The sequence below is a fragment of the Bacillus sp. AFS037270 genome (assembly GCF_002585305.1).
Genome location: NZ_NUNF01000052.1, coordinates 23616 through 48922 on the forward strand (window position 1 = coordinate 23616; position 25307 = coordinate 48922).

Annotated in this window: 25 protein-coding genes, 2 pseudogenes, 2 riboswitches and 1 other annotated feature; of the genes and pseudogenes, 12 read left to right on the plus strand and 15 right to left on the minus strand. The window is 36.0% G+C overall.

Annotation, left to right across the window (positions count from 1 at the left end):
• Positions 1-8 precede the first annotated feature (8 nt).
• Entirely contained in the window at positions 9-290 is a 282-nt protein-coding gene (locus COD92_RS23185) for a helix-turn-helix domain-containing protein (RefSeq protein WP_098533378.1), read from the plus strand.
• Here the strand turns inward: COD92_RS23185 and COD92_RS33455 are convergent.
• The 4 genes from COD92_RS33455 to COD92_RS23205 form a co-directional block, all read right to left on the minus strand.
• Positions 200-823, minus strand: coding sequence for a spore germination protein (locus tag COD92_RS33455; RefSeq protein ID WP_176541456.1), 624 nt, complete (start codon positions 821-823; stop codon positions 200-202). The genes COD92_RS23185 and COD92_RS33455 overlap by 91 nt on opposite strands.
• Before the next feature lie 17 nt (positions 824-840).
• The gene (locus tag COD92_RS23195; RefSeq protein WP_098533374.1) at positions 841-1110 is read right to left on the minus strand and encodes a hypothetical protein; all 270 of its coding nucleotides are present in this window, start codon (positions 1108-1110) and stop codon (positions 841-843) included.
• 47 nt (positions 1111-1157) lie between these two features.
• Positions 1158-2117 carry a DUF3231 family protein gene (locus tag COD92_RS23200; protein ID WP_098533372.1) on the minus strand — a complete coding sequence of 320 codons (960 nt, stop codon included), beginning with the start codon at positions 2115-2117 and terminating at the stop codon, positions 1158-1160.
• A gap of 169 nt (positions 2118-2286) precedes the next feature.
• Positions 2287-2757, minus strand: a complete 471-nt coding sequence (locus COD92_RS23205; RefSeq protein WP_098533370.1) for a hypothetical protein — start codon at positions 2755-2757, stop codon at positions 2287-2289.
• Positions 2758-3386: 629 nt separating this feature from the next.
• Between COD92_RS23205 and COD92_RS23210 the strand changes: the two genes are divergently transcribed.
• The 3 genes and pseudogenes from COD92_RS23210 to COD92_RS33465 all read left to right on the plus strand — a co-directional run bounded on the left by COD92_RS23210 (position 3387) and on the right by COD92_RS33465 (position 4556).
• Positions 3387-3731 carry a helix-turn-helix domain-containing protein gene (locus COD92_RS23210; protein ID WP_098533368.1) on the plus strand — a complete coding sequence of 115 codons (345 nt, stop codon included), beginning with the start codon at positions 3387-3389 and terminating at the stop codon, positions 3729-3731.
• 142 nt (positions 3732-3873) lie between these two features.
• Positions 3874-4104: pseudogene (locus COD92_RS33460) on the plus strand (IS3 family transposase); the annotation flags it as partial.
• A 12-nt stretch (positions 4105-4116) separates the two neighbouring features.
• A pseudogene (locus tag COD92_RS33465) lies at positions 4117-4556 on the plus strand (transposase).
• Positions 4557-4645: 89 nt separating this feature from the next.
• Here COD92_RS33465 and COD92_RS23230 read toward each other — a convergent pair.
• The gene (locus tag COD92_RS23230) at positions 4646-4966 is read right to left on the minus strand and encodes a BC1872 family protein (RefSeq protein WP_098533362.1); all 321 of its coding nucleotides are present in this window, start codon (positions 4964-4966) and stop codon (positions 4646-4648) included.
• 297 nt (positions 4967-5263) lie between these two features.
• Here COD92_RS23230 and COD92_RS23235 point away from each other — a divergent pair, with 297 nt between their 5' ends.
• The 3 genes from COD92_RS23235 to COD92_RS23245 all read left to right on the plus strand — a co-directional run bounded on the left by COD92_RS23235 (position 5264) and on the right by COD92_RS23245 (position 7783).
• Positions 5264-5944 carry a TerC family protein gene (locus COD92_RS23235; RefSeq protein WP_176541454.1) on the plus strand — a complete coding sequence of 227 codons (681 nt, stop codon included), beginning with the start codon at positions 5264-5266 and terminating at the stop codon, positions 5942-5944.
• Between the two features lie 65 nt (positions 5945-6009).
• Positions 6010-7338 carry an MATE family efflux transporter gene (locus COD92_RS23240; protein WP_176541453.1) on the plus strand — a complete coding sequence of 443 codons (1329 nt, stop codon included), beginning with the start codon at positions 6010-6012 and terminating at the stop codon, positions 7336-7338.
• A gap of 181 nt (positions 7339-7519) precedes the next feature.
• The gene (locus COD92_RS23245; RefSeq protein ID WP_098533356.1) at positions 7520-7783 is read left to right on the plus strand and encodes an HPr family phosphocarrier protein; all 264 of its coding nucleotides are present in this window, start codon (positions 7520-7522) and stop codon (positions 7781-7783) included.
• A 190-nt stretch (positions 7784-7973) separates the two neighbouring features.
• On the opposite strand, the gene COD92_RS23250 is transcribed toward COD92_RS23245, so the two are convergent.
• The 5 genes from COD92_RS23250 to guaC form a co-directional block, all read right to left on the minus strand.
• A complete protein-coding gene (locus tag COD92_RS23250) occupies positions 7974-8207 on the minus strand; it encodes a hypothetical protein (RefSeq protein ID WP_098533354.1) in 234 nt (77 codons plus the stop codon).
• A 452-nt stretch (positions 8208-8659) separates the two neighbouring features.
• Positions 8660-10294, minus strand: a complete 1635-nt coding sequence (metG, locus tag COD92_RS23255) for a methionine--tRNA ligase (RefSeq protein ID WP_098533353.1) — start codon at positions 10292-10294, stop codon at positions 8660-8662.
• 65 nt (positions 10295-10359) lie between these two features.
• Positions 10360-10632 (minus strand) — a binding site (T-box leader).
• 488 nt (positions 10633-11120) lie between these two features.
• Entirely contained in the window at positions 11121-13292 is a 2172-nt protein-coding gene (locus COD92_RS23265) for a transglycosylase domain-containing protein (RefSeq protein ID WP_098533349.1), read from the minus strand.
• Positions 13293-13351: 59 nt separating this feature from the next.
• Complete coding sequence (locus COD92_RS23270; protein ID WP_098533348.1) at positions 13352-13591, minus strand: hypothetical protein; 240 nt, start codon at positions 13589-13591, stop codon at positions 13352-13354.
• 298 nt (positions 13592-13889) lie between these two features.
• On the minus strand, positions 13890-14873 hold the full coding sequence (gene guaC / locus COD92_RS23275) for a GMP reductase (protein ID WP_098533346.1): 984 nt from the start codon (positions 14871-14873) through the stop codon (positions 13890-13892).
• A 401-nt stretch (positions 14874-15274) separates the two neighbouring features.
• Here guaC and COD92_RS23280 point away from each other — a divergent pair, with 401 nt between their 5' ends.
• Positions 15275-15829, plus strand: coding sequence for a DUF4865 family protein (locus COD92_RS23280; protein ID WP_098996577.1), 555 nt, complete (start codon positions 15275-15277; stop codon positions 15827-15829).
• Positions 15830-16188: 359 nt separating this feature from the next.
• Here the strand turns inward: COD92_RS23280 and COD92_RS23290 are convergent, their stop codons facing one another.
• The 5 genes from COD92_RS23290 to COD92_RS32235 all read right to left on the minus strand — a co-directional run bounded on the left by COD92_RS23290 (position 16189) and on the right by COD92_RS32235 (position 23543).
• Positions 16189-16731: a flavodoxin domain-containing protein gene (locus COD92_RS23290; protein ID WP_369689375.1), complete on the minus strand. Its 543-nt coding sequence runs from the start codon at positions 16729-16731 to the stop codon at positions 16189-16191.
• Entirely contained in the window at positions 16670-17713 is a 1044-nt protein-coding gene (locus tag COD92_RS23295; protein ID WP_098531200.1) for a ribonucleotide-diphosphate reductase subunit beta, read from the minus strand. The genes COD92_RS23290 and COD92_RS23295 overlap by 62 nt, the downstream gene beginning before the upstream one ends.
• A 24-nt stretch (positions 17714-17737) precedes the next feature.
• Positions 17738-20014, minus strand: a complete 2277-nt coding sequence (locus tag COD92_RS23300) for a ribonucleoside-diphosphate reductase subunit alpha (RefSeq protein WP_098531199.1) — start codon at positions 20012-20014, stop codon at positions 17738-17740.
• A gap of 349 nt (positions 20015-20363) precedes the next feature.
• A riboswitch (cobalamin riboswitch) is annotated at positions 20364-20544 on the minus strand.
• Positions 20545-20630: 86 nt separating this feature from the next.
• Complete coding sequence (gene metE, locus COD92_RS23305) at positions 20631-22910, minus strand: 5-methyltetrahydropteroyltriglutamate--homocysteine S-methyltransferase (protein WP_098531198.1); 2280 nt, start codon at positions 22908-22910, stop codon at positions 20631-20633.
• Between the two features lie 156 nt (positions 22911-23066).
• A riboswitch (cobalamin riboswitch) is annotated at positions 23067-23255 on the minus strand.
• Between the two features lie 123 nt (positions 23256-23378).
• Positions 23379-23543 carry a hypothetical protein gene (locus COD92_RS32235; RefSeq protein WP_176541250.1) on the minus strand — a complete coding sequence of 55 codons (165 nt, stop codon included), beginning with the start codon at positions 23541-23543 and terminating at the stop codon, positions 23379-23381.
• 105 nt (positions 23544-23648) lie between these two features.
• Between COD92_RS32235 and COD92_RS23310 the strand changes: the two genes are divergently transcribed.
• From COD92_RS23310 to COD92_RS23325, 4 genes are all read left to right on the plus strand, one after another.
• Positions 23649-23867: a hypothetical protein gene (locus COD92_RS23310; protein ID WP_098531197.1), complete on the plus strand. Its 219-nt coding sequence runs from the start codon at positions 23649-23651 to the stop codon at positions 23865-23867.
• Between the two features lie 246 nt (positions 23868-24113).
• Positions 24114-24443: a hypothetical protein gene (locus COD92_RS23315; protein WP_098531196.1), complete on the plus strand. Its 330-nt coding sequence runs from the start codon at positions 24114-24116 to the stop codon at positions 24441-24443.
• Between the two features lie 34 nt (positions 24444-24477).
• Complete coding sequence (locus COD92_RS23320) at positions 24478-24768, plus strand: hypothetical protein (protein WP_098531195.1); 291 nt, start codon at positions 24478-24480, stop codon at positions 24766-24768.
• A gap of 56 nt (positions 24769-24824) precedes the next feature.
• On the plus strand, positions 24825-25202 hold the full coding sequence (locus tag COD92_RS23325; protein ID WP_098531194.1) for a hypothetical protein: 378 nt from the start codon (positions 24825-24827) through the stop codon (positions 25200-25202).
• Positions 25203-25307: the final 105 nt, after the last annotated feature.

Genomic DNA, 25307 nt, shown 5'->3' on the forward strand with positions numbered 1-25307 from the left:
GTTTATTTATGGCTAAATATAGTGAAGAGTTTAAGCTGATGATTGTAAGAGAATATAAAGAAGGTACATTAGGACATAAGCTTTTAGCCAAAAAGTATGGTGTAAAGTCATATTCACAGGTTAAAAGGTGGATAGATGTATATGAGAAGTTTGGAGAGCAAGGGTTAAAGAGGAAGAATCATAAGGAAACTTATTCTGTTCAATTTAAGCTGGAAGGCAATAATAATGCTATTAAAAGTGCAAAGAATCGTACAGCTCTTAATGTAACTCCTAACCAAAACCTCTCATAATAATCCTCAGATGCTTGCAAGAACATTTTCAACGTAGATGGCAAAATTAAAGCGTGAGGGCTCCCGTCAAGGGGTATTGCGATTCTCCCATCTGATATATCAGATGTAAGCTTATCAGGCCTTTCGGTTGTGATTATATGTGGGAACAGAGAAAGTGGATGATTTTCTAATAAACGTTCAATCGTACCTGAGTCATGAGTATTTTCTAATTTAATACTATTAATGCGATCAATAATTTTTTGCAACGTATCTTTTGGAACTTTATTTTCCATGTAGATTATCGCAGTAAAAGTCTTTGATTCAGATCCGATTTTTTTAAAGCGTATTTTCAAGTTGGTACTGGGTAGTCTACTGCGAATCATGGCAACATTCGTTCTTATAACTTCAACGAATCCCTCTCTAGGCCCCCTTATAACCACTTCGGATTGTGGTTCTCCCACTTGCCTAAAAGTCTTTTTAGAGTAACAGATTATTCCTGCTTTATTCTTGTTAGGAAATAAGATGATACAAAAACCGTATAATAAGTACGACAATATATCCTCAATTTTATCTAAAAAAAAACTGATGCTGTGGGAAACACATTATCTAATACTGTGATATCGACATCATCGTTTCCGTGAGGATAATTTTTGACAACTTTTTCAAGCAAGGATTCGTATAATAATGTTTCGTCAACAATATTTTCACAATACATAAAAATAATTTGCTTCCCTTTAATATTTCGAGGGTTTAAAATTCTAAATTCTATATCCTCACAATGTGTAAGTTTATCTTGGAAAAATTTATAATTTTGCTCAATAGAATCGGTTAATTTTTCCATAAAATTCCTCCTTCTTTATTATTTACACTATTGGATTCGGTTTATAATTATTTAATTGACCTACTAGTTAATGGTGGTTCATTAAACCAACCTTTTTTAACCAATAGTTTAAACCCTTTTTCTGAAAAACTTTGGACCTGTTCCATTAATTCACTTAGTATTTTGACATGATTCTTCTTATAACTAGATACAGCAGCGTTTTGTAAATTTATTATTCCAATAGGATTTAAAAACATTATTAGGTTCGTCATTAACTTATCTGAAAATGGAGATTCATGGACCCTATGAACGAAGCTCTCTAGTCCAGTTGTAGTACTAACTCCGTTTTCTCTGAAAATATCCGATAAAGTAGCAGCTTGATGAAATGCTAATTTCTTGCCATCATTAAATAATTGCTTTGACTCTTCATCTTTTACAACATCAGCAAAAGCAGCGCATAGAGCAACACCAACATTATTGCATTGAAGTGCACTGTACATATGTCCCAATTCTACCGCATTAAGTGGTCTCAATTGTGTAGATACAACCTTAAACAGTTTGCTCTCTCTTTCATGTGCTTTCATGTATAAAAATGGACTGTTTTGTAACAAGTTCTTTTCTTTTAATAAACCTAAAAGAGATTCATCAATTTGAATAATCTTAGTGAGGACTTCACTAAAGAATTTCTTTACATTCATATCCGCTAGTTCTGAATATTGAGAAGCGAGGACTCGCATCCCATTTCCGGTAATATGCTTAAGAATTTCAATGATTAATTGATCGGTAAAAAGCTTTACTGAGGAGTTATATAAATCAACTTCACTGAAAAATGGCGTTTCATTATAACCGCTGTCATTTAATATCTTTGTAGCCTCTTTTTCTTGAAATGTAGATAATGAATTGATTTCATCTAGAACACTTCTCAAATCTTTATCCTCAGCAGTGTCAATAAGATTTTTCAAAATAATATTAACCATATTCGAACTTGATTGTAGATACCAAAGAAAGCCGAACTCATTTACGTTCATACAAAAGGCTCCTTCATTATTTATTTTCTCTTATTAGAATGACAAAAATATTGGTAATTATTCAGGGTATATTTCTAATTAATACATTTAGTCTCAATCTCAAACTTTATTAATTATTGTAATTTATATAATTTAATTAGAGTTTCTGTTAAAAGAATACTAATTAAATTCACTGGCTCTCAGGTTTCTCAATAGCTTTTTTAATGATTTTCATTAGTAAAAGGCCTATACAAATTCCTGGTATCACGCACAAAATTGGTAACCATATTGGGCCAAATAAAAATCCGAATATCTTGAAAGTTGATGAATATATACACCCCACTGTTACAAAGAAAGCACAAAAAACGAATGGTAAATAAGAATATTTTCTATTTCCTCCACCAGCATCTTTATAAGCATCCCACATAGCAAAAAAGTATAAACAAGGATAAAACAATAGCCATAAGTAATCAGTTTGAGCAATGGCTTTTTCGATTTCTCCATGAAAACTAGAAATTATAACAACATTAAAATTTGCATTTACATTTATAAGGAATTCTAAAGATACAAAAACAATACCTTTTATTAGTTTGCCATTTAAAAATTGACCAAAGCCAGGAAGAGCAATACTCCATAGTAATACTTCTTTTGAGTTAGCCACCTAATTCAAGCTCCTTACCAAGTTTCGTATAGTGTGATTATGTCAATTGTAAAAAAGGCAATCGCACTAATCATTATTCATTAAAAACTTAATTAGTTTTTTATTGTGGAAATAAAATTTAACATTACACCAACGTAACCTTAGAATGTCCTGCTTAACATAAAAAATGTGATGAAAAGTACAGTGATGGCATTTCATTTCTAAATATTAATAAACAGAGATATCCAATAAAAAGAAATGCTTCTATCAACATGGTCTTATAAAAAGCATAGAAAACTTATGTTAAAACACATCCATTATGTGAAGGCCTTATAAATTAGAATATAATTTCTCTAACAATTCTAAGAAAGTGATTTATGATTATAATTCCTTCTATCAACTGTTTTTCCTCATCATAGATGAAGTTCTTGTCCCCATCGCTTGTGAGGATACCGTTCTGGTCATCCGTTTATGCCTAACACAATACCTGACTAATTTAGGAGTATTTGATATTGATAAAATATTTTAAAAATATTGGGATGTATATTAGCTTTCATGCTTTAAAATTTTTTCGTAACCTAACTCCCCAAAAATAGTGAAATGTTTATTGTACTAACCTACTCCTTCGTTGAACAAGGAAAAGGCTCTTTATGAAGAGAACAGGTTCTTCAGAAATAGAAACAGCCCTTCATTTTGGGCTTACTAATCCCCCTATGATAAGTTCATTGAAAAGGTCTTTTTTAGAAGGTGGGGCTGAAGCGCTGGATAGACCGAAAGGACGACCACCCATGTCTGATATAGCAAAGAACAGAAAAAACAAACCTACTAATGAAAAAGAAATGACTTATGAGCAAAGATTGGAAAGAGAAAACGAGCTTCTTCGTTTGGAGGTAGAATACTTAAAAAAGTTGCGAGCTTTTCAGATGGATCCGAAAGGCTATCTCGAAAAGCACAAGCAGTGTTATCATTCGAACTCAAAGAAGCCTTCAAATTAAAAGATGTTTTACGTATAGTCGGTATTCCTGAATCCTCCTCTCACTATCATATAAAGGTGATGAAGAAGCAAAATCCAGGCCAAAATCTTGAAAAGTCTATACAAACCATTTTTGATGAACATAAAGGCAATTTGGTTATCGACGTATCAAGCTAGAATTGAGAAACCGTGGTACTAAAGTGAATCATATGAAGGTACAACGCATCATGAATAAACTCGAACTAAAAGGAGATAAGTACAGGAGAAAATCACGTAAATACAGTTCTTACAGTGGGACTACGGGGACGGTTGCCAAGAACCGCATTAATCGTCGTTTTCATACAAATGTGAGTCATCAAAAATTAACAACAGATATAAGTGAATTTAAGTGTTAGGACGGTGTAAAACTGTATCTAAGTCCTATTATTAATATGTTCAACGGTGAAGTCCTTTCATATGGGATAAGTATGCGTCCGACCTTATATTTAGCGCTCAACCCTCTGGAGGAAGCTCTTAAAATAGTAAAAAATTCAAAGTACAGAACCACTATACATTCAGATCAAGGCTGGCATTATCAACATAAAAAATGGGTAAAAACACTTAAGAAAAACAAGGTGTTCCAGAGTATGTCGCGAAAAGGAAACTGTTTAGATAATTCCCCCATGGAGAATTTTTTCGGGTTACTAAAACAAGAAATGTATTACGGAGAATCACTCAGCTCATTTGAGGTATTAAAAAAAGAATTGAAGAATATATCGATTATTATAATAACAAGCACATAAAGCAAAAATTGGCAGGTATGAGTCCGGTTCAATACTGTACCCATACCAGCCAATTAGCTGCTTAGTATAAAACTCTAACTTTTCGGGGTCACCTCACTTTGCTAAGAGATCGGGGTTACTTTTTGTAATTACTATAAATAACGCAGCTAATTCATCATATTTTTTGCCATAATCTGGTGCTATCCATAACGGAATGACGTTCAACAATTTCGTATGCAGCATTAGTAATCGCTTGGGCTAACGAATCCCCTGTTGCACAAATATCATTAAAGCACACCTTAGATAACCCTTTAATTTGATACATAAAACCTAGTTCTTCTAACCGCTCAACGATAAGCATGGCATGATCTATGTTATGCTCAGGCTGAAACTCGGACTCATGAATAAATTTCCCCTGTTCATAATCATACCAGCGGTCCCATCTATTTAACTTCCAACCTAGGATTCTCCGTGCAATCGCATCAATTTTCATCATTTTCGATTCCCCTTTTCAATTATTGATAACTTTTTATGTCCTCTTTTGTTATATAACAGTTTAATTAATTAATTGTAATTATATAACACATTTTTATCATTTTCCAGTATTTATTATAAAATTTTCACCTGAAACTTTTTCTACTGTACATGCACAAGTTGAATACTAGCCAAATAAAAAAGAACACGAACCCAGTGGGATTCATGTTCATAGTTTAAGTGGTGAATCTAAATAGTTTAATATTAAAATGTATTTCTACATAAATGTAATAAGGAGATGAAAAAAAGGGGAAGTCTAATGAATGAACTAGTTAAGGTTTTTTTAGTCACTTTAGTTAGTGACATTGATAATATGTTAATATTAGGAGCTTTATTACGTAAATATACACATTTAAAGATTACCCTGCCAGCCATTATCGTACTTACATTCGCTAGAGCTTTTTATGTATTTATTATAAAAAGATTATTAGATGTTCCTATGCTCCAACTCTTGATGGGAATCATATTGCTATTTATTGCATTTAAACTTGTTCGAAAATCAATCGATGGGGAATCTTTTACAAGGCCTTCTTATCAATCAATCTTTATAAAAATTAAGGTCTTATCAGTCCTTGCGGCAACAGACTTTTTAATATGTCTTGACAGTGTGGTCATTATTGCTGGAATATCTCAACATGTTGAAGCTGTAACGATTGGGATCTTTTCTAGTCTTTTGGTATCCCTCCTATTTCTCCCATTTGTGATAAAGCTTGCGACCACCTTTTTTTGGATTAATATTATCGCGGGAGCTTTTATTGCACAGAATGCTGTGATTGGCATTTTAAAGGACCCCGTATTAGCTGAATGGCTTGGTACATTGAATAGGCTATTTCCGGATATGAATTTAATTAATATGACTGCAAATGGGGCGATTATTATTTTTATTATTATCGGGGTCTACTCGTATATTAAGCATCAAAGAATCACTAGACATAAGTAGCAATTAGCTTACAAACAAGAGAAAATAAAATAAACTCTTAAACTTTGAAAATGAGGTATACAATTATGAACCTTCCCCATAAGGCAAAAGAAGTCTTAGGTGTGGCATTACCTGCGATTGGTGAATCTTATTTGCAAAGTCTACTTGGAGTGGCAGACTCTTTTTTTATCGCAAGATTAGGTCTATTAGCGATTAATGCAGTCGGTGTGACAAATATATATAGTATGACCTATATTGGAGTTTTTACAGCAATTTCGGCCACTCTTTCCGTCTTTTTATCAAGGGCCTATGGGGCAAAGAATACTGAACAAAGTAAGTCCGTTATTTTTCACGGGCTATTAATCTCTTTTTTAATTGGCTTACTTTTCTCTGTTATTTCAGTCTTGTTCGCCAAACCATTATTAGTATTTACAGGAGCAAACGAGCAGCTTAAGGAAGCCGCTTTAACCTACTTTAAGATTGTTTTAGGTTTAACCCCATTCATGGCCTTATTTACTGCTCAATCTGCTTCATTTCGAGCCATAGGTGATACCAAAACCCCTCTTCGGATCGGTTTTGAAATGAATGTCGTCCATGTTATCCTCGATTACCTTTTAATTTTTGGAATAGGCTCTTTTGCTGGCTTAGGTTTAACAGGTGCAGCAATAGCTATGATCTTTGCTAGAATATATGGATTTATTCGTTTGGTTATAAAATCCCAAAGCATTTCTAACATTGCTTTAAAAAGAAGCGATTTTAAGATCATTGGGAAATTAGGACGCAGCATGATACGTTTTGCAGTTCCCGCTACGGTTGAAAGGTTATCCATGAGATTAGGCCAGGTCCTCTATTTTGGTTTCATTGTCCGGATGGGAACCGAAGTCTATGCAGCGCATAACATTGCCGGTACGATTACAACCTTTTCCTCAACAATTGGCGGTGGCTTTGCAGTAGCTGCAAGTACTCTTATAGGTCAAGCAATTGGTCGAAATAATTGGTCTGATGTTCAAGAATATCGAAAGTGGAGTTACCTTCAATCGGCGGTTTCTATGACAGTCATAACCGCCATATTAGCTAGTACAAGCCCTTGGGTGGGGAGATTTTTTACAACCAATGAACAGGTTATTCATTTATTGATGATTGTCTTATTCATAGACACTCTCTCACAGCCATTTCTAGCTTCAGTGACGGTCGATACATCTGTCGTTCAGGCTGGCGGAAACAGTAAGTTCCCTATGTTGGTCACCATTATTGGCATATGGTTGATCCGCACTCTGGGTGTTTATATATTCGCTTGGAAGCTTGGCCTTGGTTTACCGGCCGTATGGGGCTCTATTGCCGTTGATAATGCTCTACGTGCAGGGCTGTTTATGTGGTATCGCAGGAATCGAAATGTCATAAAACAACTAGTTTAATACCTTTTATTACTTTATTATTCAGTGTCCCTGCTATTGTTTTCCCACTGTAAGTTGGACTCCCCTACAAATTTTTGCCTAACTTAAAAATCAACAGCATTTTTTATGATTTTGTTTCATACATAAGAGAATGGTGATAGCAAACCAAATATACAGTACAAAAGCACTCAAGGAGGCTACAATGATTCAACAAACAGTGAAAATTAATAACAAAGCAGGATTATATGCTCAACCGGTCAACCAATTAGTTCAAGCGGCTTCTCAATTTAATTCAGATATTTTTCTTACCCACAACGGAAGAACTGTAAGTGTAAAATCAGTTCTCGGCGTTTTATCATTAGCCATTCCTAAGCAAGCAGAGATTACATTAGAGGTTTCAGGGGATGACGAAAACGAGGCAATCAAAGAAGTCCTTCTAACCTTGAAGAAGTTAGAAAACAAGTAAAAAATACAAAAAGAGGCAGGGTTTTGGTTAAGCCTGCCTCTTTTTGTTCATTATTTTAGAAAAAGTGTGTTAGTAAATCTTACAAGATACTTGGGAAATACCTAGCTTTAAAATTATAATAAACTTGTGACATTACTCCTTGAATGAAAACCATCGTGTGGGAAGGCACTTTGGTTTTCACTCTTTTACATCAAATATTCTGACGACGTTTTTGTCTATTTCTTTGTAATTCGCTCTGTTTCCATATATATTTTTGCATGTATACTCTAAGTACATCTTTCATTGACTTTCCGTTATTTTCCACTGCATCACGGAAATTTTCTCTAATGTTTTCTGGGATTTCAATACTTAATCGAACATTTTTTGTATTGGCTTCCTTACCTTTCCTTTCATTCACTTTTTCGCATTTGTGTACTTGTTGCATAATTTAACCTCCTAGCAAAAGTTCTAATGAATACACAACACTATTCAAAGTAGTCTTAAGAGAGTAAATATTTAAAATATTTAAGCATGAGTATATATTAACAACTGAAAACGGATACAGTAAAAAATATTTTTCGTCAAATTTCGACATTCCTCCAAAAGGACTCCTTATTAAGAAATAGAAAAACGCTGCCTTATTAAGCAGCGCCATACAATTTTTCATTTTTGAATCTATTTATACTAATGTGCAGGTACAAAATGGTCTTTCTTTAAGATTGGGACTCTCTAATAAACATTTAAACGACTACAATGTCTTACATCTTCTTCCAATCCTCTTTGACTTATGTTACCAAGTTCGGTTGCTTTCCTCCTCGCACTTACATATCCTCCTTCTAGTCGACAGTCTTCTGGAGATGGATCAAACATAAATACACCTCATCTAATAGATTTATTTTAAACAGTTTGATTGTTTAATCTTTCAAGCTCTTCCTCTATTCTTGTTAAGTCAATGCGTTCAAATAACTGTTCCACGTTTAATAACCGTATTGGTTTAATCGAAAAAGAACTCCAATTTGTTTCTGGTAGATTTAACATGTTTTTAACTTTTTCACTTGAGAAAGGAAGAAACGGAGTCAATATATGTGCTAAATTTCCAATAAGATAGACACAATTGGCAAGTGTTTGTTTACAGGATTCCGGTTCTTGGTGTATTTGCTTCCAAGGCTGCTGTTCATCAAAGTATTTATTTGCATACCTAACCAATTCAAAAACCTTTTCCAAGCCTTGTTTGAAAGAGGTATGTTCAATCAAGGCTCCTACTTCATTATATAAATGATTAACCTTTTCTTGTATGGATGGAGTGATGTCATTTTCAGGTATAACACCCTCAAATGACTTTTGAATAAACTTCAATGTGCGATTGACGAAGTTACCATATGCCCCCAATAATTCACTGTTGTGACTATAAATGAATTCCTTCCAAGAAAAATCAGCATCCCGGGTTTCTGGTGCATTGATAGTTAAAAAGTAACGGATTGAATCAGGCTCATATCTATCCAATAGTTCTGGAACCCAAACGGCCCAATTCTTACTTGTCGACAACTTTTTCTTTTCTAATGTAAGATACTCGTTTGAAACAATATGTGTTGGTAATGGATCTATTCCAAGACCAGCCAGGATTCCTGCCCATATGATCGAATGAAACGGGATATTATCTTTTCCGTGAACATAATAGGATGTGGCCGAAGTATTCCAGAATGTTGAATCGTCCTGATTCGTTTCTTTCGCCCAAAGTTTACTGGCTGTATAGTATCCCGAAACCGCTTCAATCCAAACGTAGATTTTTTTATCCTCATAACCTGCAACTGGAACGCTTACTCCAATAGGCAAATCTCTCGAAACTGCGCGATCCTGCAAACCTTCCTTTAAATATCTTTTCGTCAATGATATGGCATTTTCACGCCATAGTTTATTGATGTCAGCTGCTTGAGTGTAGTTCTCTAAAAGTGCTTGGAAGGAACTTAACGAAAAGTAAAAATGTTCCGTCTTTCTCGTTGTAGGGGGGTTTCCGCAAATTTTACAAGTTCTCTCTAATAACTCAAGTGGCTCTAAAACACTTGAACAAAAATCACATTGATCTCCACGTGCTTTTGAACCGCAATGGGGGCAAATGCCTTCAACATAGCGATCAGGTAAAAATTGCTGATCATGTTCACAATAGGTTTGTTCGATTTCTTTTTTATAAATAAGCCCTTTTGAAAGGAGACTTATAAATATTTCTTGGACGATTCTGTGGTGATGTACGGTATCCGTTCTTGTATAGGTATCGTATGAAAATCCTAATCTAGAAAAACAATCTGCAAATTCTTGATGATAACGATCGGCAATCTCTTTTGGCGACACTCCTTCTTGTTTTGCTCTAATTGTAATAGGTGTCCCATTACAATCACTGCCTGATACATATAACACTTTTTCACCTTTTAGACGGTAATACCTTGCTAAAATATCACCAGGTAACAAACTTGAAATATGTCCAAGATGTAAAGAGCCATTAGCATAGGCCCAAGCACCACCAATAAATATACTCATTAATAAAATCCTCCCTAAAAACAAATTTAATAAAAAAACAAAAAAACCCCGACCTTAACTGTAATGTTAAGGACGAGGTTTGAATTCCACGTGATACCACCTTATTTTGCAAATAGCTCACACTAGTTGCCTCTACAAGTACGGAGTTAGAAAGCTACTCTTATACTGTGACTTTGATAACGAGTGCCAAAACTCGTCGCAGCCTACTAATACAATAATGTATATTCAGTACGAAGCTCAGAGACCATTGTTCAAATGAGCGTTTTTGCTTCTTTTCAGCTGCCGAAGCTCTCTGTGGAAAACAACTTCATTTTACTTTTTCTCTTCAATGCCTTTTTTTGTTAATTAACAATAGTTTAGTCAATGTATGAAGTCAAGTCAATATTAAAATATTTTATATATTTAAATTATTCTAATCAACTTCATATCTTATCAATCAACTGACGAGCACTAATATAATAAGATGTCAAAAAGGTTGGTGATTTACTTTGCTGGCAGCATTAATTGTCATTGTAATTGGAATCTTATTTATATTGTTAGGATCGCTCTTTTGGAACAAAGGCCTAACCGAAGAAGCTGCGCCTATTTGTTGGATTATTGGCTTAATTTTATTCTCATTAGGTTTCGTCAGTTTATTTAATCATAAGATCTTGGAAATTCTTTTCAACTATCTGTAAAAATGTCTGAAAATGTCATTGAAATATTGAGATAAAAAAACTCTTTGTAATTGTTTTTTAAACTCGAAATACTAAGGGGATACCCATTATTTTGGGATAGTTCTCGTTATAATGGAAGCATAAGAACCGTCCCCATGCTTCCATTCAACTTAGTCCTTTTTATTTTTCCCCTTGGCCTTGCCTTTTCCCTTACCATTTTGATTTTTTTGATCCTTAGATTGAGATTTTTCATCTTCATTATTATTTTCAATCTTTTTAGGAGTTGCTTTTTCTTTGTTGATTTTAGGTTTTACAGGGATTTCTGCTGAGCTGTTTCCTTTTATATATAGTTCATTATTGTAGCTGTAAACACTATCTGGCTGCTGAAAATTGGATGAGTCTGTTCCAAAGGATTGCATCATGGCTTTAAACATATACTGAGCAATTTTCGTCGTATTTCCAGCCATATAGTTTCCAGATCCGTTTTGTGCATATCCAGTCCAGACTGCCATGGTGTATTGTGGTGTATATCCAGCAAACCAGCTGTCATTTGTTGCAGTACTTGGATAACCATATCTTGCACGAGTTTTTGCATCAAAATTGGTTGTTCCTGTTTTCCCGGCAACATCTAATCCTGGGACGTTTGCAGTAGTCCCTGTCCCCTCATTTACGACTGATCGTAACATATCCGTTACCATATAGGCAGTGTAATCCTGCATTACACGTTTTGGTTTTTCGGCAAAATTAACGACTTTACCATTTGGAAAAACAACTTTTTGGACAAAGTGTGGTTTATTGTACACACCATCGTTTCCAAAAGCACTGTACGCTCCAGCCATTTCTACAGGATTGACGGTATTACTCCCAATTGAATAAGATTCATATACTTGGTTATTTTTAAAAGTAATCCCTAACTGTTCTGCAAAGTTCTTGGACCTATCAAGTCCAACCTCTCTAAGCGTTAGTAGCGCAGGAATATTATAGGATTTTTCAAGTGCTGTCCTAATCGTAAGTAATCCATGATATTGGTGATCCCAGTTTGAAATGGGCTGGCCGGTTGAATAGAAAGTCGCTTGATCATTGATTAAATGGGCAGTGGACCATTTTAACTTTTCTATCGCAGGGCCATAGTCAAAAATCGGCTTAAATGAAGATCCTGGCTGGCGATTTAAATCGACTGCAAAGTTGTTACCAAGGAATTGTGCTTTATAGTCGTTCCGCCCACTTCCAATCGCCCTGACTTCCCCTGTCTTTGTATCTAAAAAGACGAAAGCTCCCTGAAAACTCGCATCTGGATAGGCAATGACTTCATTGGTATTCATTATTTTATCTGCATAATCCTGTGCTTTTGGATCCAGTGTCGTATAAATAGATAACCCATCCGTGCTGATGTCAACATCCTTCAGTTTTCCCTTTACTTCTTTCACTACTGCATCCAAAAAGGCCTCGTAAGGCATACTTTGTTGTGTGGTTTTTTCTACTAGCCCCTCTGTTACGGGAACTTTTGCTGCTTCCTTCATTTGTTCCACTGTTATATAACCATCTCTCAGCATCGAACTTAAAACAATATTACGGCGTTTCGTGGCATCATCTCTGTTTTCTGGCTTTGTTGGATCATAATTATTTGGACTTTGTGGCAGTCCCGCTAGCATTGCCGCCTGTGCCAGCGTCAATTTGTCCAATTCATCCGCTTCAATACCATAGTAATTCTTTGCTGCTGTGGCCACACCATATGATCGGTTTCCAAGGTAGATTTTGTTTAAGTACATCATTAAAATATCATGCTTAGAATATTTTTGTTCTAACTGATATGCCAAGTCCCATTCTTGAACTTTTCGCTTTAATGTTTTCTCAGGAGTTAAAAATGAGTTTTTAATCACCTGCTGCGTAATGGTACTACCGCCCTGTGAACCGAAATCTCCTGTTACATTCACTAAAATAGCCTTAACCGTCCTTTTGATGTCGATTCCATGATGTTCATAAAAGTGGGAATCCTCCGTAGCAATAAACGCATGTTCGAGCACTTTGGGAACTTGTTCATACGTAATTTTTGTTCGCTTTTCCTTACCATATTCATATAAAAAGTTTCCATTTTCATCATAAAATTTCGTCGAAAGCGGATCTACCAGTTTAGAAGAATCCAATTTAGGCACATCCTTAATCATGGAAGCGAACGTTATCGCTCCTGCTCCTGTTGAAACGAGTCCAAGCACCAGACAGACAATAATGACCTTCTTTAACAAGGAAGTTTTTTTCGGGATTCGATTACTCCTTTGTTCATTCTGTCTTTCTCTTTCTGCTCGTTTTCGCTCTTCACGAGATTGATATGTTTCTTCTGACATTCATCTTCTCTCCCCTGTATAATTGGTTACTCAAAGTTGATTTAAGAGGCAATAATCAGTTACAACATATGGATAAGATTATATTTAAGCCGTTTCTTTTCATTTACGCGTATATAACGGATTAAGGAACTATTAATCCAGCAATCTCCTTTACTGTCCTTCGCAAGAAAGTATTTCCGTTGTTCGATTTTTTCTAGTATTTCTTGGACCACATCTTCTTTTTTAATAGTTGACTCTTTCATTATTCTTTCTCTTTTTATATCGTTTTCTAAGGTATAACAAACCACAAACTCCTTCAAAAAAACTCTCCCCTATTCCCTTGTTCATGAAGTTGATTTTAATGTTAATAATAGCTGAACAGAAAAAAATATCCATTCTTTATTAAACTATATATAAATATTCGTAAGAAATCTAATTTTTATGAGGGAATTAATCTTTAAAATTTAATTGTAATAATATTAACCTAAAAAAAATATAAAAATCGACCAATCCAATCACTCATTTTAATGACTAAAAATGCTTCTAAACTAGAAAGTGAGCAAGTCCTATAGAACCTTGCTCACTTTACATTACTTATATTTAGTTTAAAACAATTCCTTAATAGATCTTATCTCCATTGAAAATAGAATTCTTAACAATGACATAATCTACATTTCGAATTGCTGAGAGCTTGTTACCGCCAGCATAGGAAATTGAAGATTGCAAATCCTGCTCCATTTCCACTAGGGTATCCTGTAAAGACCCTTTAAATTTAACATACATCTTTTTGCCTTCGACATTTTTCTTCTCACCTTTTTGAAACTCAGAAGCCGAACCAAAATACTCTTTATACAGTTCTCCGTCTTTTTCAACTGTTTCTCCTGGTGATTCTTCATGCCCTGCAAATAACGAACCGATCATGACCATCGATGCTCCAAAGCGAACAGATTTGGCGATATCCCCATGTGTACGGATGCCTCCATCGGCAATAATAGGCTTGCTTGCTGCTTTTGCACACCATCTAAGTGCAGCTAATTGCCAGCCGCCAGTACCAAATCCTGTTTTAATTTTAGTAATACAAACCTTACCTGGGCCAATTCCCACTTTTGTGGCATCGGCACCGGCATGTTCCAATTCCCTAACTGCTTCAGGGGTTCCAACATTTCCTGCAATAACAAAGCTGCCAGGAAGGTGTTTCTTGATATGCTGAATCATATTGATGACAGCATTAGAATGACCATGTGCAATATCAATTGTAATGTATTCTGGTGTAAGATTCTCTTCTGCTAATTCTTTTATAAAACGATACTCGTCTTCTTTGACGCCCACACTAATCGATGCATACAATCCTCGAGCTTGCATATCTTTAACAAAATCTAACCGTTTCTCAGGCTGAAAACGATGCATAATATAGAAGTAATTATTTTCCGCTAAATAAACTGCAATCTTCTCATCTATAATTGTCTGCATATTTGCTGGCACAACAGGCAGCTTAAACGTACGACCGCCAAATGTAACCGTTGTATCACATTCAGTCCGGCTGTTTACAATAGATTTTGCTGGAACAAGTTGAATATCCTCATAGTCAAATACATTATCCATGTGTTTTCACTCCATATTTTGGTTTTGTACTAAGAAATAGTTTTTAAATTAAAAATAACAGGTCTAATAAATGTAGTTTCCCGAAAGTGGACGGTTTCATCCACTTCTTTAAGTTGAGTTTTAAATACTTATTATCTTAAACACAAAATCGATTGTATAACACGAATATTAATTTGTCAATTAATAAAAAATGTTCGTCTTTTAGGCGAAAAGTATTCACTCAGAAAAAAAATCCAACATATTCACCATAATCGAAAGTTTATGCTGATTATTCTAACTTTTAATCCCTAATTCAATTTATCTTTGGTGAACTTTCCATTACTTCCAGTTCTTAGTGAAAATATGTTTTAATAAAATAAATAGTTTTATATTTTCCATGTTTATCAAGGAGGGATATTTTAATGTTTACAACTCAATACAAAATCACATTACCAAGTGATTATGATATGAATATCATCAAAAAAAGAGTGAAAAATAATGGTCATAAAACAGATGGATTTGAGGATTTAAAGTTCAAGCTTTATTTAATAACAGAAAAAGGAATCCAAGATAATATACAAAATAGTTATTGCCCTTTATATCTTTGGAAAGGTCATAACGGGCTAAATCAGTTTTTATTTAATGGTTTTTATGACAATATTATAAATTCGTTTGGATGGCAGCAGATTAATATTTGTATTCCTCTAATAGATACAACTTCATCTAAAGTCATAGAGAACAACTATTTATTTCAAATTACAAGGGAAATACTACCACAAGAAAGTCTAAATAACTTAATAGAAAAAATAAGCGAAGAAATCCCCTCGGTTGAAGGCAGTGAATTTCTTGTTTCATACAACCCAGATAAATGGGAATATCATGTTTTCTATTTTTTAAACGATTTAAGTAAATTACCAGAAACAAATGGGGTCATCTATACAATCTTACATATATCTCAAGAAGAAATACCTATTTAAGAACAATAAAAAAGTGAGGATCGATGCGTTCGGTCCTCACTTTTTTCGTCTATTCAAAAAATAATTTACAAAAAACTATTCAAAAATATAAGAAAAAATATTCAAATCCTTTTTAGATTGGTCGGAATTTTAACTTCCGCCCTGATTCTTTCTTTTATTCAGTAACTTTTTCACATTCTCCTTGGGGATCCAGCAATTAAATTTGTAGTTCGGCTTTGTTTCATAACCTAATCGGCTGCAATAATAGTTTATTCCTTCTGATTTTTTCTCCGCTCTAAAATTTTCGCATGTTGCACAGCAATGGAAATCTTTCATGGACACCAGCACCTTTGCATCAGAAATATCATGGTGATTTTATCCTATTTTTGTTGTAGTTTATTCTTCAAATCTGATTTGTGAGCTAATTGATTTAACCTTTTTATTATCGAATCCACAAAATTTTGACTGCGCTGGAAGTCCTGTATTTGCGGAAGCAGTTCAACCTTCAACGTGGCAGCAAGGTTTGTGTGAACGTATAACATATCCCGAAACAAATTGACGGCACCACAATAGTTCGGATAAAAGCTATCTCCGGTTCCGAAAACTGCTGTAACCAAGTCTTTATTGTTAAGCTCCTCTAATGCTTGATAGAGTTTCCACATTTCTTTAGGAATTTCACCATCTCCCCAAGTATAGGTCCCAATCGCAATCGCATCATAGATTCTTAAATAAGCAGGAGAAAAGTCTTCAACCCTATACATCATTACGTCGACCGAATGGCCGAGGAAGTTCCGATAAATTACTTCGGCTAATTCTTTCGTGTTTCCAGTAACAGACGAATAAACAATCGCAATCTTCATCTTATAATTCGTCAAACCCATTGGACTGTGAAACTTTTGAGTAGGTCCTTGATTTTTGCTCAAAGAAATCCGACTTCGTCTCATTCACCATGTCATCTCCAAACACTTGAATCCATGGCATAGGGTTTATTTTTTCAGAATAAAGATTGTTTAATCCTAACTGTCTCAACCGTTTATTTGCAAGATATTCGACATACTCTTCAAATTCCTGTAAATCAATACCCTTTATATCAGCTAAAATGTAATGAGCCCATTCCTTCTCCAGCTCGACCGCCTCGTTAATGGTTTGATACACATAGTTGATATTCTCTTCTGTATGAAGAGCAGGATTTTCCGTTAAAAGAATGCGGATAAACTGGGCAATAAAGTAGGCATGCTGCATTTCATCACGCTGGATATAACTGATCATGGTACTGGTTTTCATCATTTTTTGCTGACGAGCTAAATGATAGAAAAAAGCAAACCCTGCGTAAAAATAAATGCCTTCAAGATTAATGGAATTCACACATAATTGAAATAACGATTGTGGCGTCGGATTCTCTCTAAAATTCTCATACGCATCTAAAATCAATTGATCTCTCTTCCTAACAATCGGATCCATTTTGGCTTGATTGAAGCGCTCATTTTGTTCGCCAATTGGAACTAATGAGCTTAAGATATAGGAATAGGATTCATTATGGACCGCTTCTTGCTGTGAAATCACGGCAAAGATTGCTTTGAAGCTAGAGTCTGTTACATAATCCATGACCTGACTCATCGTCGGTGTTTGCAGGCTGTCAAGTGAAGCAAGCTGTGTGTTTATTCGCAGGAAAACATCTTTTTCTGTTTCACTTAGGGAATCCCACTGTTTAATATCATCCTGCATATTAATTTCTTGCGCCTTCCAAAAATTCGCAAGCAGGGTTTGATACAAATCATACATTTTTGGATAGGCGATATCATTCCAATTCAACAAACCTGAAGACTTGCCATTGATAATTCCGGTTGACTTATTAGGATATTCCGGGTTTAATAGTTTAATTTTGGTTAATGGTGTATGATTCATTTTGTAATTTCCTCCCTTTGTTCACTAACTATGGCATGCTTCGCATTCTTCGATTTCTGATTGAGATGTACTTCTGACGTAATAAGTTGTTTTTAAACCTTGCTTCCAGGCTTCCATATGAAGATTCAATAATTCCTTCGCTTTAATATCATGACGAACATAAAGATTAAAGCTAATCGATTGATCAATGTGCCGCTGGCGAGCAGCATTTTGTCGAATGCTCCAGGTCTGATCCAAGACATGTCTCGACCGGCGATAATAGTTATAAGTGTTATGATCTAAATCGGGTGCCGTAACTTTAAATTTGAAATTCTTCTTTTCTTCCGCGTATTCGACCGCATACAATGGATCAATTCCATCTGTCGAACCCCCGATTTTTGCTGTAGATGAATTAGGAGCAATGGCCATCATCCAGCCATTTCTCAATCCGAATTTGGAAACATCCTCTTTTAGCTGATTCCACCGTACACTTTTATAACCTTTTCGCTCAAAATAACGGCCCGTTTGCCATTCTGACCCAGCGAACTTACTATAAAAGCCTTTTTCCTTTGCTAACAACATTGAAGCGCGAATGGTATAGTAGGCAATCTCCTCATAAAGTCGGTCAGCAAATGAAACGGCCTCATCTGATTCCCAGAAGATCCCCTCTAAGGCAAGGAGATGGTGCCAGCCAAATGTACCCAAACCAATGGCACGATATTTTTTATTGGTCGCTTCCGCTTGTCCGACTGAAATCGTATTAAGGTCAATGACGTTATCTAACATTCTTACCTGAATGGGAATTAACCGTTCTAAAACATGCACTGATTTAGGCAGATTAATAGAAGATAAATTACAAACTACAAAATCCCCAGGTTTGCGAACAATCACGATATTTCCATCTTCATCCTTATATTCTTTGACAATGGTTGTAGCAGACATATTTTGAGCAATCTCCGTACACAAATTGCTGCAAAAAATAGACGTACGTCCAATTCCTACTATATGTTTGTTAGGATTTTGCCGGTTGACTTCATCTCGATAAAACATATATGGCGTTCCTGTTTCTAATTGAGAAATCATAATTCGCGCCATAATATCCATTGCCCGATACGTTTTCCTTGGCAGTAATGGATGCCTTACCGCTTCTTCGTATTTTTCAGTAAAGAACTTTTCATCCAGCTCGTCATAAAAATCTTCTAAACCAAGAGGCGTTCCGTCTTCATCCTTCCAGCCCATGATTTGTTTGACTTGATGCGGACAAAAGGTATGCCATTCTCCGATGCTTCGGCCATTTTCATCGACTTCTTCCAGTTTCTTCATAAACAAATCTGGGATGGAAACACCCGTGAAAATATCATGTGCCTTTCGTCTTTCGTCTCCATTGTTTGTTTTTAAATCTAAAAAGCCATTCATCATGTCTTTATGGAAAACATCTAAGTAAACGGCGATGGCTCCTTGTCTTTGCCCTAGCTGATCCACACTCACAGCCGTATCATTAATCAGCCTGATCCACGGGACAACCCCGGATGAATTACCTTTGAATTTTTTGATATCGGACCCTAAGGCACGGACTTTTCCAAGATAAATGCCAATACCGCCGCCATCTTTACTCAGACGGGCAATATCCCAATTATTCATATAAATTCCGTCTAACGAATCGTCCACCGTATCAATAAAACAGGAGGAAAGCTGTCCAAAGCTTTTCCCGGCATTCGAGAGGGTCGGGGTGGCAACTGTCATATACAAGTTGCTTAATGCCCAGTATGCTTCTTTTACATACGAGATCCGCTTATCCCTAGGTTCGTTTTTCATTAAAGTCATGGCGATAATCATGAACCGTTCTTGAGGTAATTCGTAAGTTTTACCTTCATAATCCTTTGCAAGGTATCGATCTGCTAATAAAAATAAGCCTATGTAATTAAACAAATAATCTTTGTTTGGATCTATTTCAGCCCCCAAGATTTCAATCTCTTCCCGGGTATAATCATTTAATAGATCTTCCGAGTAGATTCCTATTTTCGTAAGATAGGTAAGTAGTCTATAAAAATCACCGTATTTTTCTGTTTGGTTATATCCTCTATGTTTGGCTGCTTTATGATATAAATCATTTAAAAATAGGTTTGCCGCAAGAAAGGTCCAGTTGGGATGTTCCATGGAGATTTGATTTAAGGCATAAAGCAATGATTGGTCATATCGTGAAGATTCCTCTAGTTCGGCTATCTTTTGGACTAGCTGTGTTGTATCCAGTTTGTATTTTTCATTTGCTCTTTTAATGGCCTCTAAAACAGTATCCATTTCAGGATGATTTTTAACATTCATATGATTACCCCTTTTTTGTGACCGTCGCTCGCCGATATTGAAGAGTTCGGTCGTAATTATCTTTTTTTATGACCATTGGTACTCTTTTCACTAGTGTACGGGCACATTTATCTGCTTTTGTGACCGATTAGAACTTTTTACACGTCCCTCGGTAACAATTATCTTCCTTTGTGCCCCAATACCGCCCTTCGTCCAACCGCTCGGTCATTATTACTTGTTCTAACAACAGTAAAAAACCCATCTTCAAAGAAGATGGGTTTAATAAAACGTGGATTGATCTAGTAAAACAGCAGCAACACTGTATTAGTCAGAATACCCCTCGTTCTATCTTCCTTCCTCCCGAAGAAGATAACACGCTATAAAAATGGCAGGTCTCCTGACTTATGCTTCCACCCTACTCTAATCCCTTCCCGTCCGAGGACAGTGGATACGATTATTTCGTCAGCAATTACAGTTGCGGGTACAGTTCTGGATTTACACCAGATTCCCTATTAAGTCTATATATAGACACCATTTTCATTGGTTATTATCTATATTTAGTATCTATCTTTAAAAACAAACACTAAATATTGTATATCAACTAATATAGTATACTACTTACACTTTTACAAGTATTTTATTTTTTCACCACTAGTTTCTCTCTCACTTGCTCCGCAGCCTCAACCATTACTTCCAATGCAGCAATGGTCTCCTCTAACCCGCGGGTTTTCAAGCCGCAGTCAGGATTAATCCAGAACAACTTTGGTTCAAGGACTTGGAGCGCACGCTCAATGTTTCTCGTTAATTCTTCAAGTGCAGGTACTCGAGGACTATGAATATCGTATACTCCCAGACCAATACCTTTATCATAGATATTCTCTTCAAACGCGGAAAGTAATTCACCATGGCTTCTGGATGTCTCAATTGAAATAACATCCGCATCAAGAGCGTTAATTGCATCGATGATGTCTTCAAAATTCGCATAACACATATGGGTATGAATTTGGGTCTCATTTCGCACGGATGTGGTCGAAAGTTTAAAGGCATAAACCGCTGCATTCAAATAGCTTGCCCAGTTTTCACGCTTTAATGGCAGCCCTTCACGGAGTGCTGGTTCATCCACTTGAATCATGCTAATTCCATTTTCCTCTAGCAATTCTACTTCTTTTCGAAGTGCAAGGGCAATTTGATTCGCCACCTCAAAGCGCGGAATATCATCGCGGACAAACGACCAGTTTAGAATCGTAATTGGTCCTGTCAACATCCCTTTTACAGGCTTTTCAGTTAACGACTGAGCATAGACTGTTTCCTTAACGGTCATTGGGTCTTGGAAGGATACGTCTCCATAAATTAGCGGCGGTTTAACACAACGGGATCCATAAGACTGCACCCATCCGTATTTGGTGAATTGAAACCCAGCTAATTTTTCACCAAAGTATTCAACCATATCGGTTCGCTCAAATTCTCCATGAACAAACACATCCAGCCCAAGTTTTTCTTGGATCTCAATCCATTTTTTAATCTCTGCATTAATATATTTCTCATATTTCGCATCGGTTAACTCACCTTTACGCCACAGTTGACGCTGCTTCCGGACCTCCTGTGTTTGCGGGAAGCTCCCAATCGTTGTTGTCGGCAAAAGCGGTAATCGGAATGTTGTTTCCTGGATGGCTTGTCGAATGTTAAATGGTACATCACGTTCAGCACGAACCGAAGCCAAGTTTTGAATGTCGTTTTGTACTTGTTGATTGTTTCGGAACGTTGATTCATTTAATGCTTTAATCGCTTTTGTTCTTGAAGCGATTTCTTCTTTGATGGAATCTTTCCCTAGACGAAGTCCTTTTGTTAGAACAACCACTTCATGTAATTTTTCATCCGCAAAGGATAGGGCATTTTTTAGCACCTCTTCAAGTGTATCTTCACTCTTCACTGTTACAGGAACATGTAATAAGCTTGATGATGGCTGTACAATGAGGCGATCCTCTGGAACGATCTCCGCGATCTCGGAAAGTAATGATAACTTCTCATCAAGATTGGCGCGCCAGATATTACGCCCATCGAGAATCCCCGCCGCAAGCACCTTATCTTCCGGGAATCCAAACTTCTTCAAGGAAGCCAAATTCTCACCGCGATCATGGATAAAATCCAACCCTATTCCCTGAACAGGTAGTGAAAATATCTTCTCGTAATAATCGATGCTATCAAAATAGGTTTGCAGCAAGATGTTTACGTTAGGTGCAGCATCATGCAATTGCTGGTAGACGTCAGCAATTAGTTCTACCTCTTCCCTTGAGAGCGATGTCGTTAAAATAGGTTCATCGACTTGTACCCAATCAACGCCCTCTGCTTGCAGCTCACGCAAAATTTCAGCATATAATGGAATGAATTGATGAATGACTGTCTTTAAATTAGTGTACCCTTTTGATAATTTAACAAATGTAACCGGACCTATTATTACTGGCTTTCCTTTAATCCCAAGTTTTTGTTTTGCCTCTTTATAAAATTGAAGCGGGCGGTTTTCAACAAGAGTCGGAACAGTTTGGTCCAGTTCCGGAACAATATAGTGATAGTTGGTGTTAAACCATTTTGTCATTTCTGCTGCTACAGCATCCTTTGTTCCTCTTGCGATTTCAAAATATGTTTCAAGTGAGACTTTACCACCCTTATAGATAAACCGCTTTGGTACAAGCCCGAACATTACTGCTGTATCAAGGACATGGTCATATAGGCTAAAGTCACCTACAGGAATCAAGTCGATTCCTTGGTCCTTTTGCTTTTGGAGGTGTTTCAGGCGAATCTCCTCCATTTGTTTTAAAAATGGCTCTTTTTCTAATTTTCCTGTCCAAAACTGTTCCAATGCCTTTTTCCACTCGCGTTTTTCTCCAATTCTCGGATACCCTAAATTCGAACTTTTCATTTTCTAGAAACATCCCCTTATATGTTTGTATTTTTGTCCCAACAAAAAAATCTCCCTTTCAATGGAAAGAGAGATTGATACGCACAGTTAACTGGAATTGAGACCTTTTGGCTTTCTCAACACGTATTCCTCACTCCCCCCTATACACCCGTAGAGTTCAAGCGCATACAACAGGCAGGTCTCCTGGCTTAGGTTCATCGCTCCTTACCCCTTCCCATTTCTAACTGAAACAGTGGTTTTTGATAAGTTGCTCACCTTTACAGTGGCGGGACCGCGCCGGATTTCCACCGGTCTTCCCTTTTAAGCTGTTTAATATTAAACAGCACCTGTTGCATTTCTTATGTAATTTTTACAAACATTTTGAATTTAATAGCCATATTAGCATGTATAACAAAGACTGTCAAAACCTAATTTTAGGCTTGAAGGAATTTTGAACAGGCAAAACATTTTGTTTTACCTGTTTTATTTTTAGTATACAGTGACTGAGGCACGATCTCTAATCTCAAGCGGGTCCTGTGTGTCAGTAGGTTGATTCACTTCCACCATTGGTGCCTTCGATTCATTCTCGGGACTCATTTCAGTTGGTTCACCCATATCATTCATGGGTACTGGAAACTTATTTTGTTTCTCCATTTTTTTATCACCTCCATCCTTATTATTACGAGAAAATGAAAATTTAATGGTTTCTTTAAAATTTGGAAATAGTAAGGTGGAAATAAATAAGTTGGAGGAAAAATCATGGAAGAAAAGAAACCGAATTTCCATAAAGAAACAATTAAAAGTTCGCATGAGAATGAACCAGCCTTTAATGTGTATCTAGATGAGTTATTAGTTGCCGAAGTACGTGGGAATGATCCCACTAAATTAACCGTCATTCCGATGAGGGAACTGAATGATTATGAAGAGGACAAACTTCATGAGTATATTGAATCAATGGTGTCAGATCAAGAATACTAATGTGAAAAGGGCTAACGGCCATTCGTTAGTCCTTTATTTCTATAATGCCTCCACTGTATTACTCTCCTTCTCTGAGTCTTCTTTTCCTGCATTTCCTTCTTTATTTAATTTAGTCCATATTACAAATTTTAGATAAATATAATCTTATTTTACAGCAAATGGGTATTTAACCTCGGTAACTTGTCCAATCCATAGTGCATTTCGGGAATAAACTACTTAATAGAAAAGGGAAAGGAGTGGAATCAATTGAGAAGAACAAGAGAATTTGATAATCAAGGAAATCAATCTGTATTTAGAGGTTCTGGTAGAAATAACAATAACAACAATAACTCCAATGTTAATGTTGAGGTTGATAATGAATTCGATAATGAAGTAAGAAATACTTCAGAATCTGAAGCAGAGGCTGAAGTTCGCAACACAGACAGAAATACCAATGTGGCAAGAGCAACTCTTGCTAATTCAGGAAATGCTCGTGTGAATGTTACATTAAACAGCCGCAGTAACGCTCGTGCTAACACTGACCAAGAACAAGACAGTGACCAAGAACAAAATACAAATATAGATGTCGAAGACTAGAAGTAAAAATTAAAAAATTTAGGGGGATTATTAAATGGCAAGAAGTGAAAGTGGAAGAAACCGCCGTAATAACACAAACACAGATGTGAATGTGGATGTAAACAACGATTTTGAAAATGACGTTCGCAATCGTTCAGAATCAGAGGCAGAGGCAGATGTACGTAATACTGACAGAAATACAAATGTTGCTAGAGCAACAATCAATAATTCGGGAAATTCTCGCGTAGATATTACACTAAACAGCAGAAGCAATGCACGTGTAAGATCAGATCAAGATCAAGACAACGAGCAAGATCAAAATACTGATGTAGATGTAGATTTTTAATAAACAATGAGGGTGGGATATAAGTGTTCCACCCTTAATTAAGATAGGTGGAAATAATGGAAAGATACAGAGATAAGAACCAGTACATCCCTCCTAGTTGGCAAAATTCAAGAAACCATAACAACTCCTCCGATTCTCTTGCATTCCAAGAAGATAATGTAAAGATTAAAAGCGAAAACATTAACACAATTGGACAAAGTGGCAATTCTGATGTAGATGTGAAAGTCGACGTATTTGTAGATACAACTCCAATTGCATTTGCCATCCTTACTTCCTTACTTGCAACAAACCAAATGACTGTGGAAGAGTTTAATGAAGCGATAAGGCGTCTTGAAAATCTTACCCAAGGAAGGGATTTAAACGTTTCTTCATTAATACCGAATAATGTTTCAGATGTAAAATTATTCACAAAAAGTAAAAGAAGAGTGGATTAATGGTCCACTCTTCTTTTTCAAAAAATTTATAAGAGAATGAGTATTTTTGATATTTTATCTTTACCTCCTTTCTCCCCATTATTTTCTCGAATCACAGATTAATGA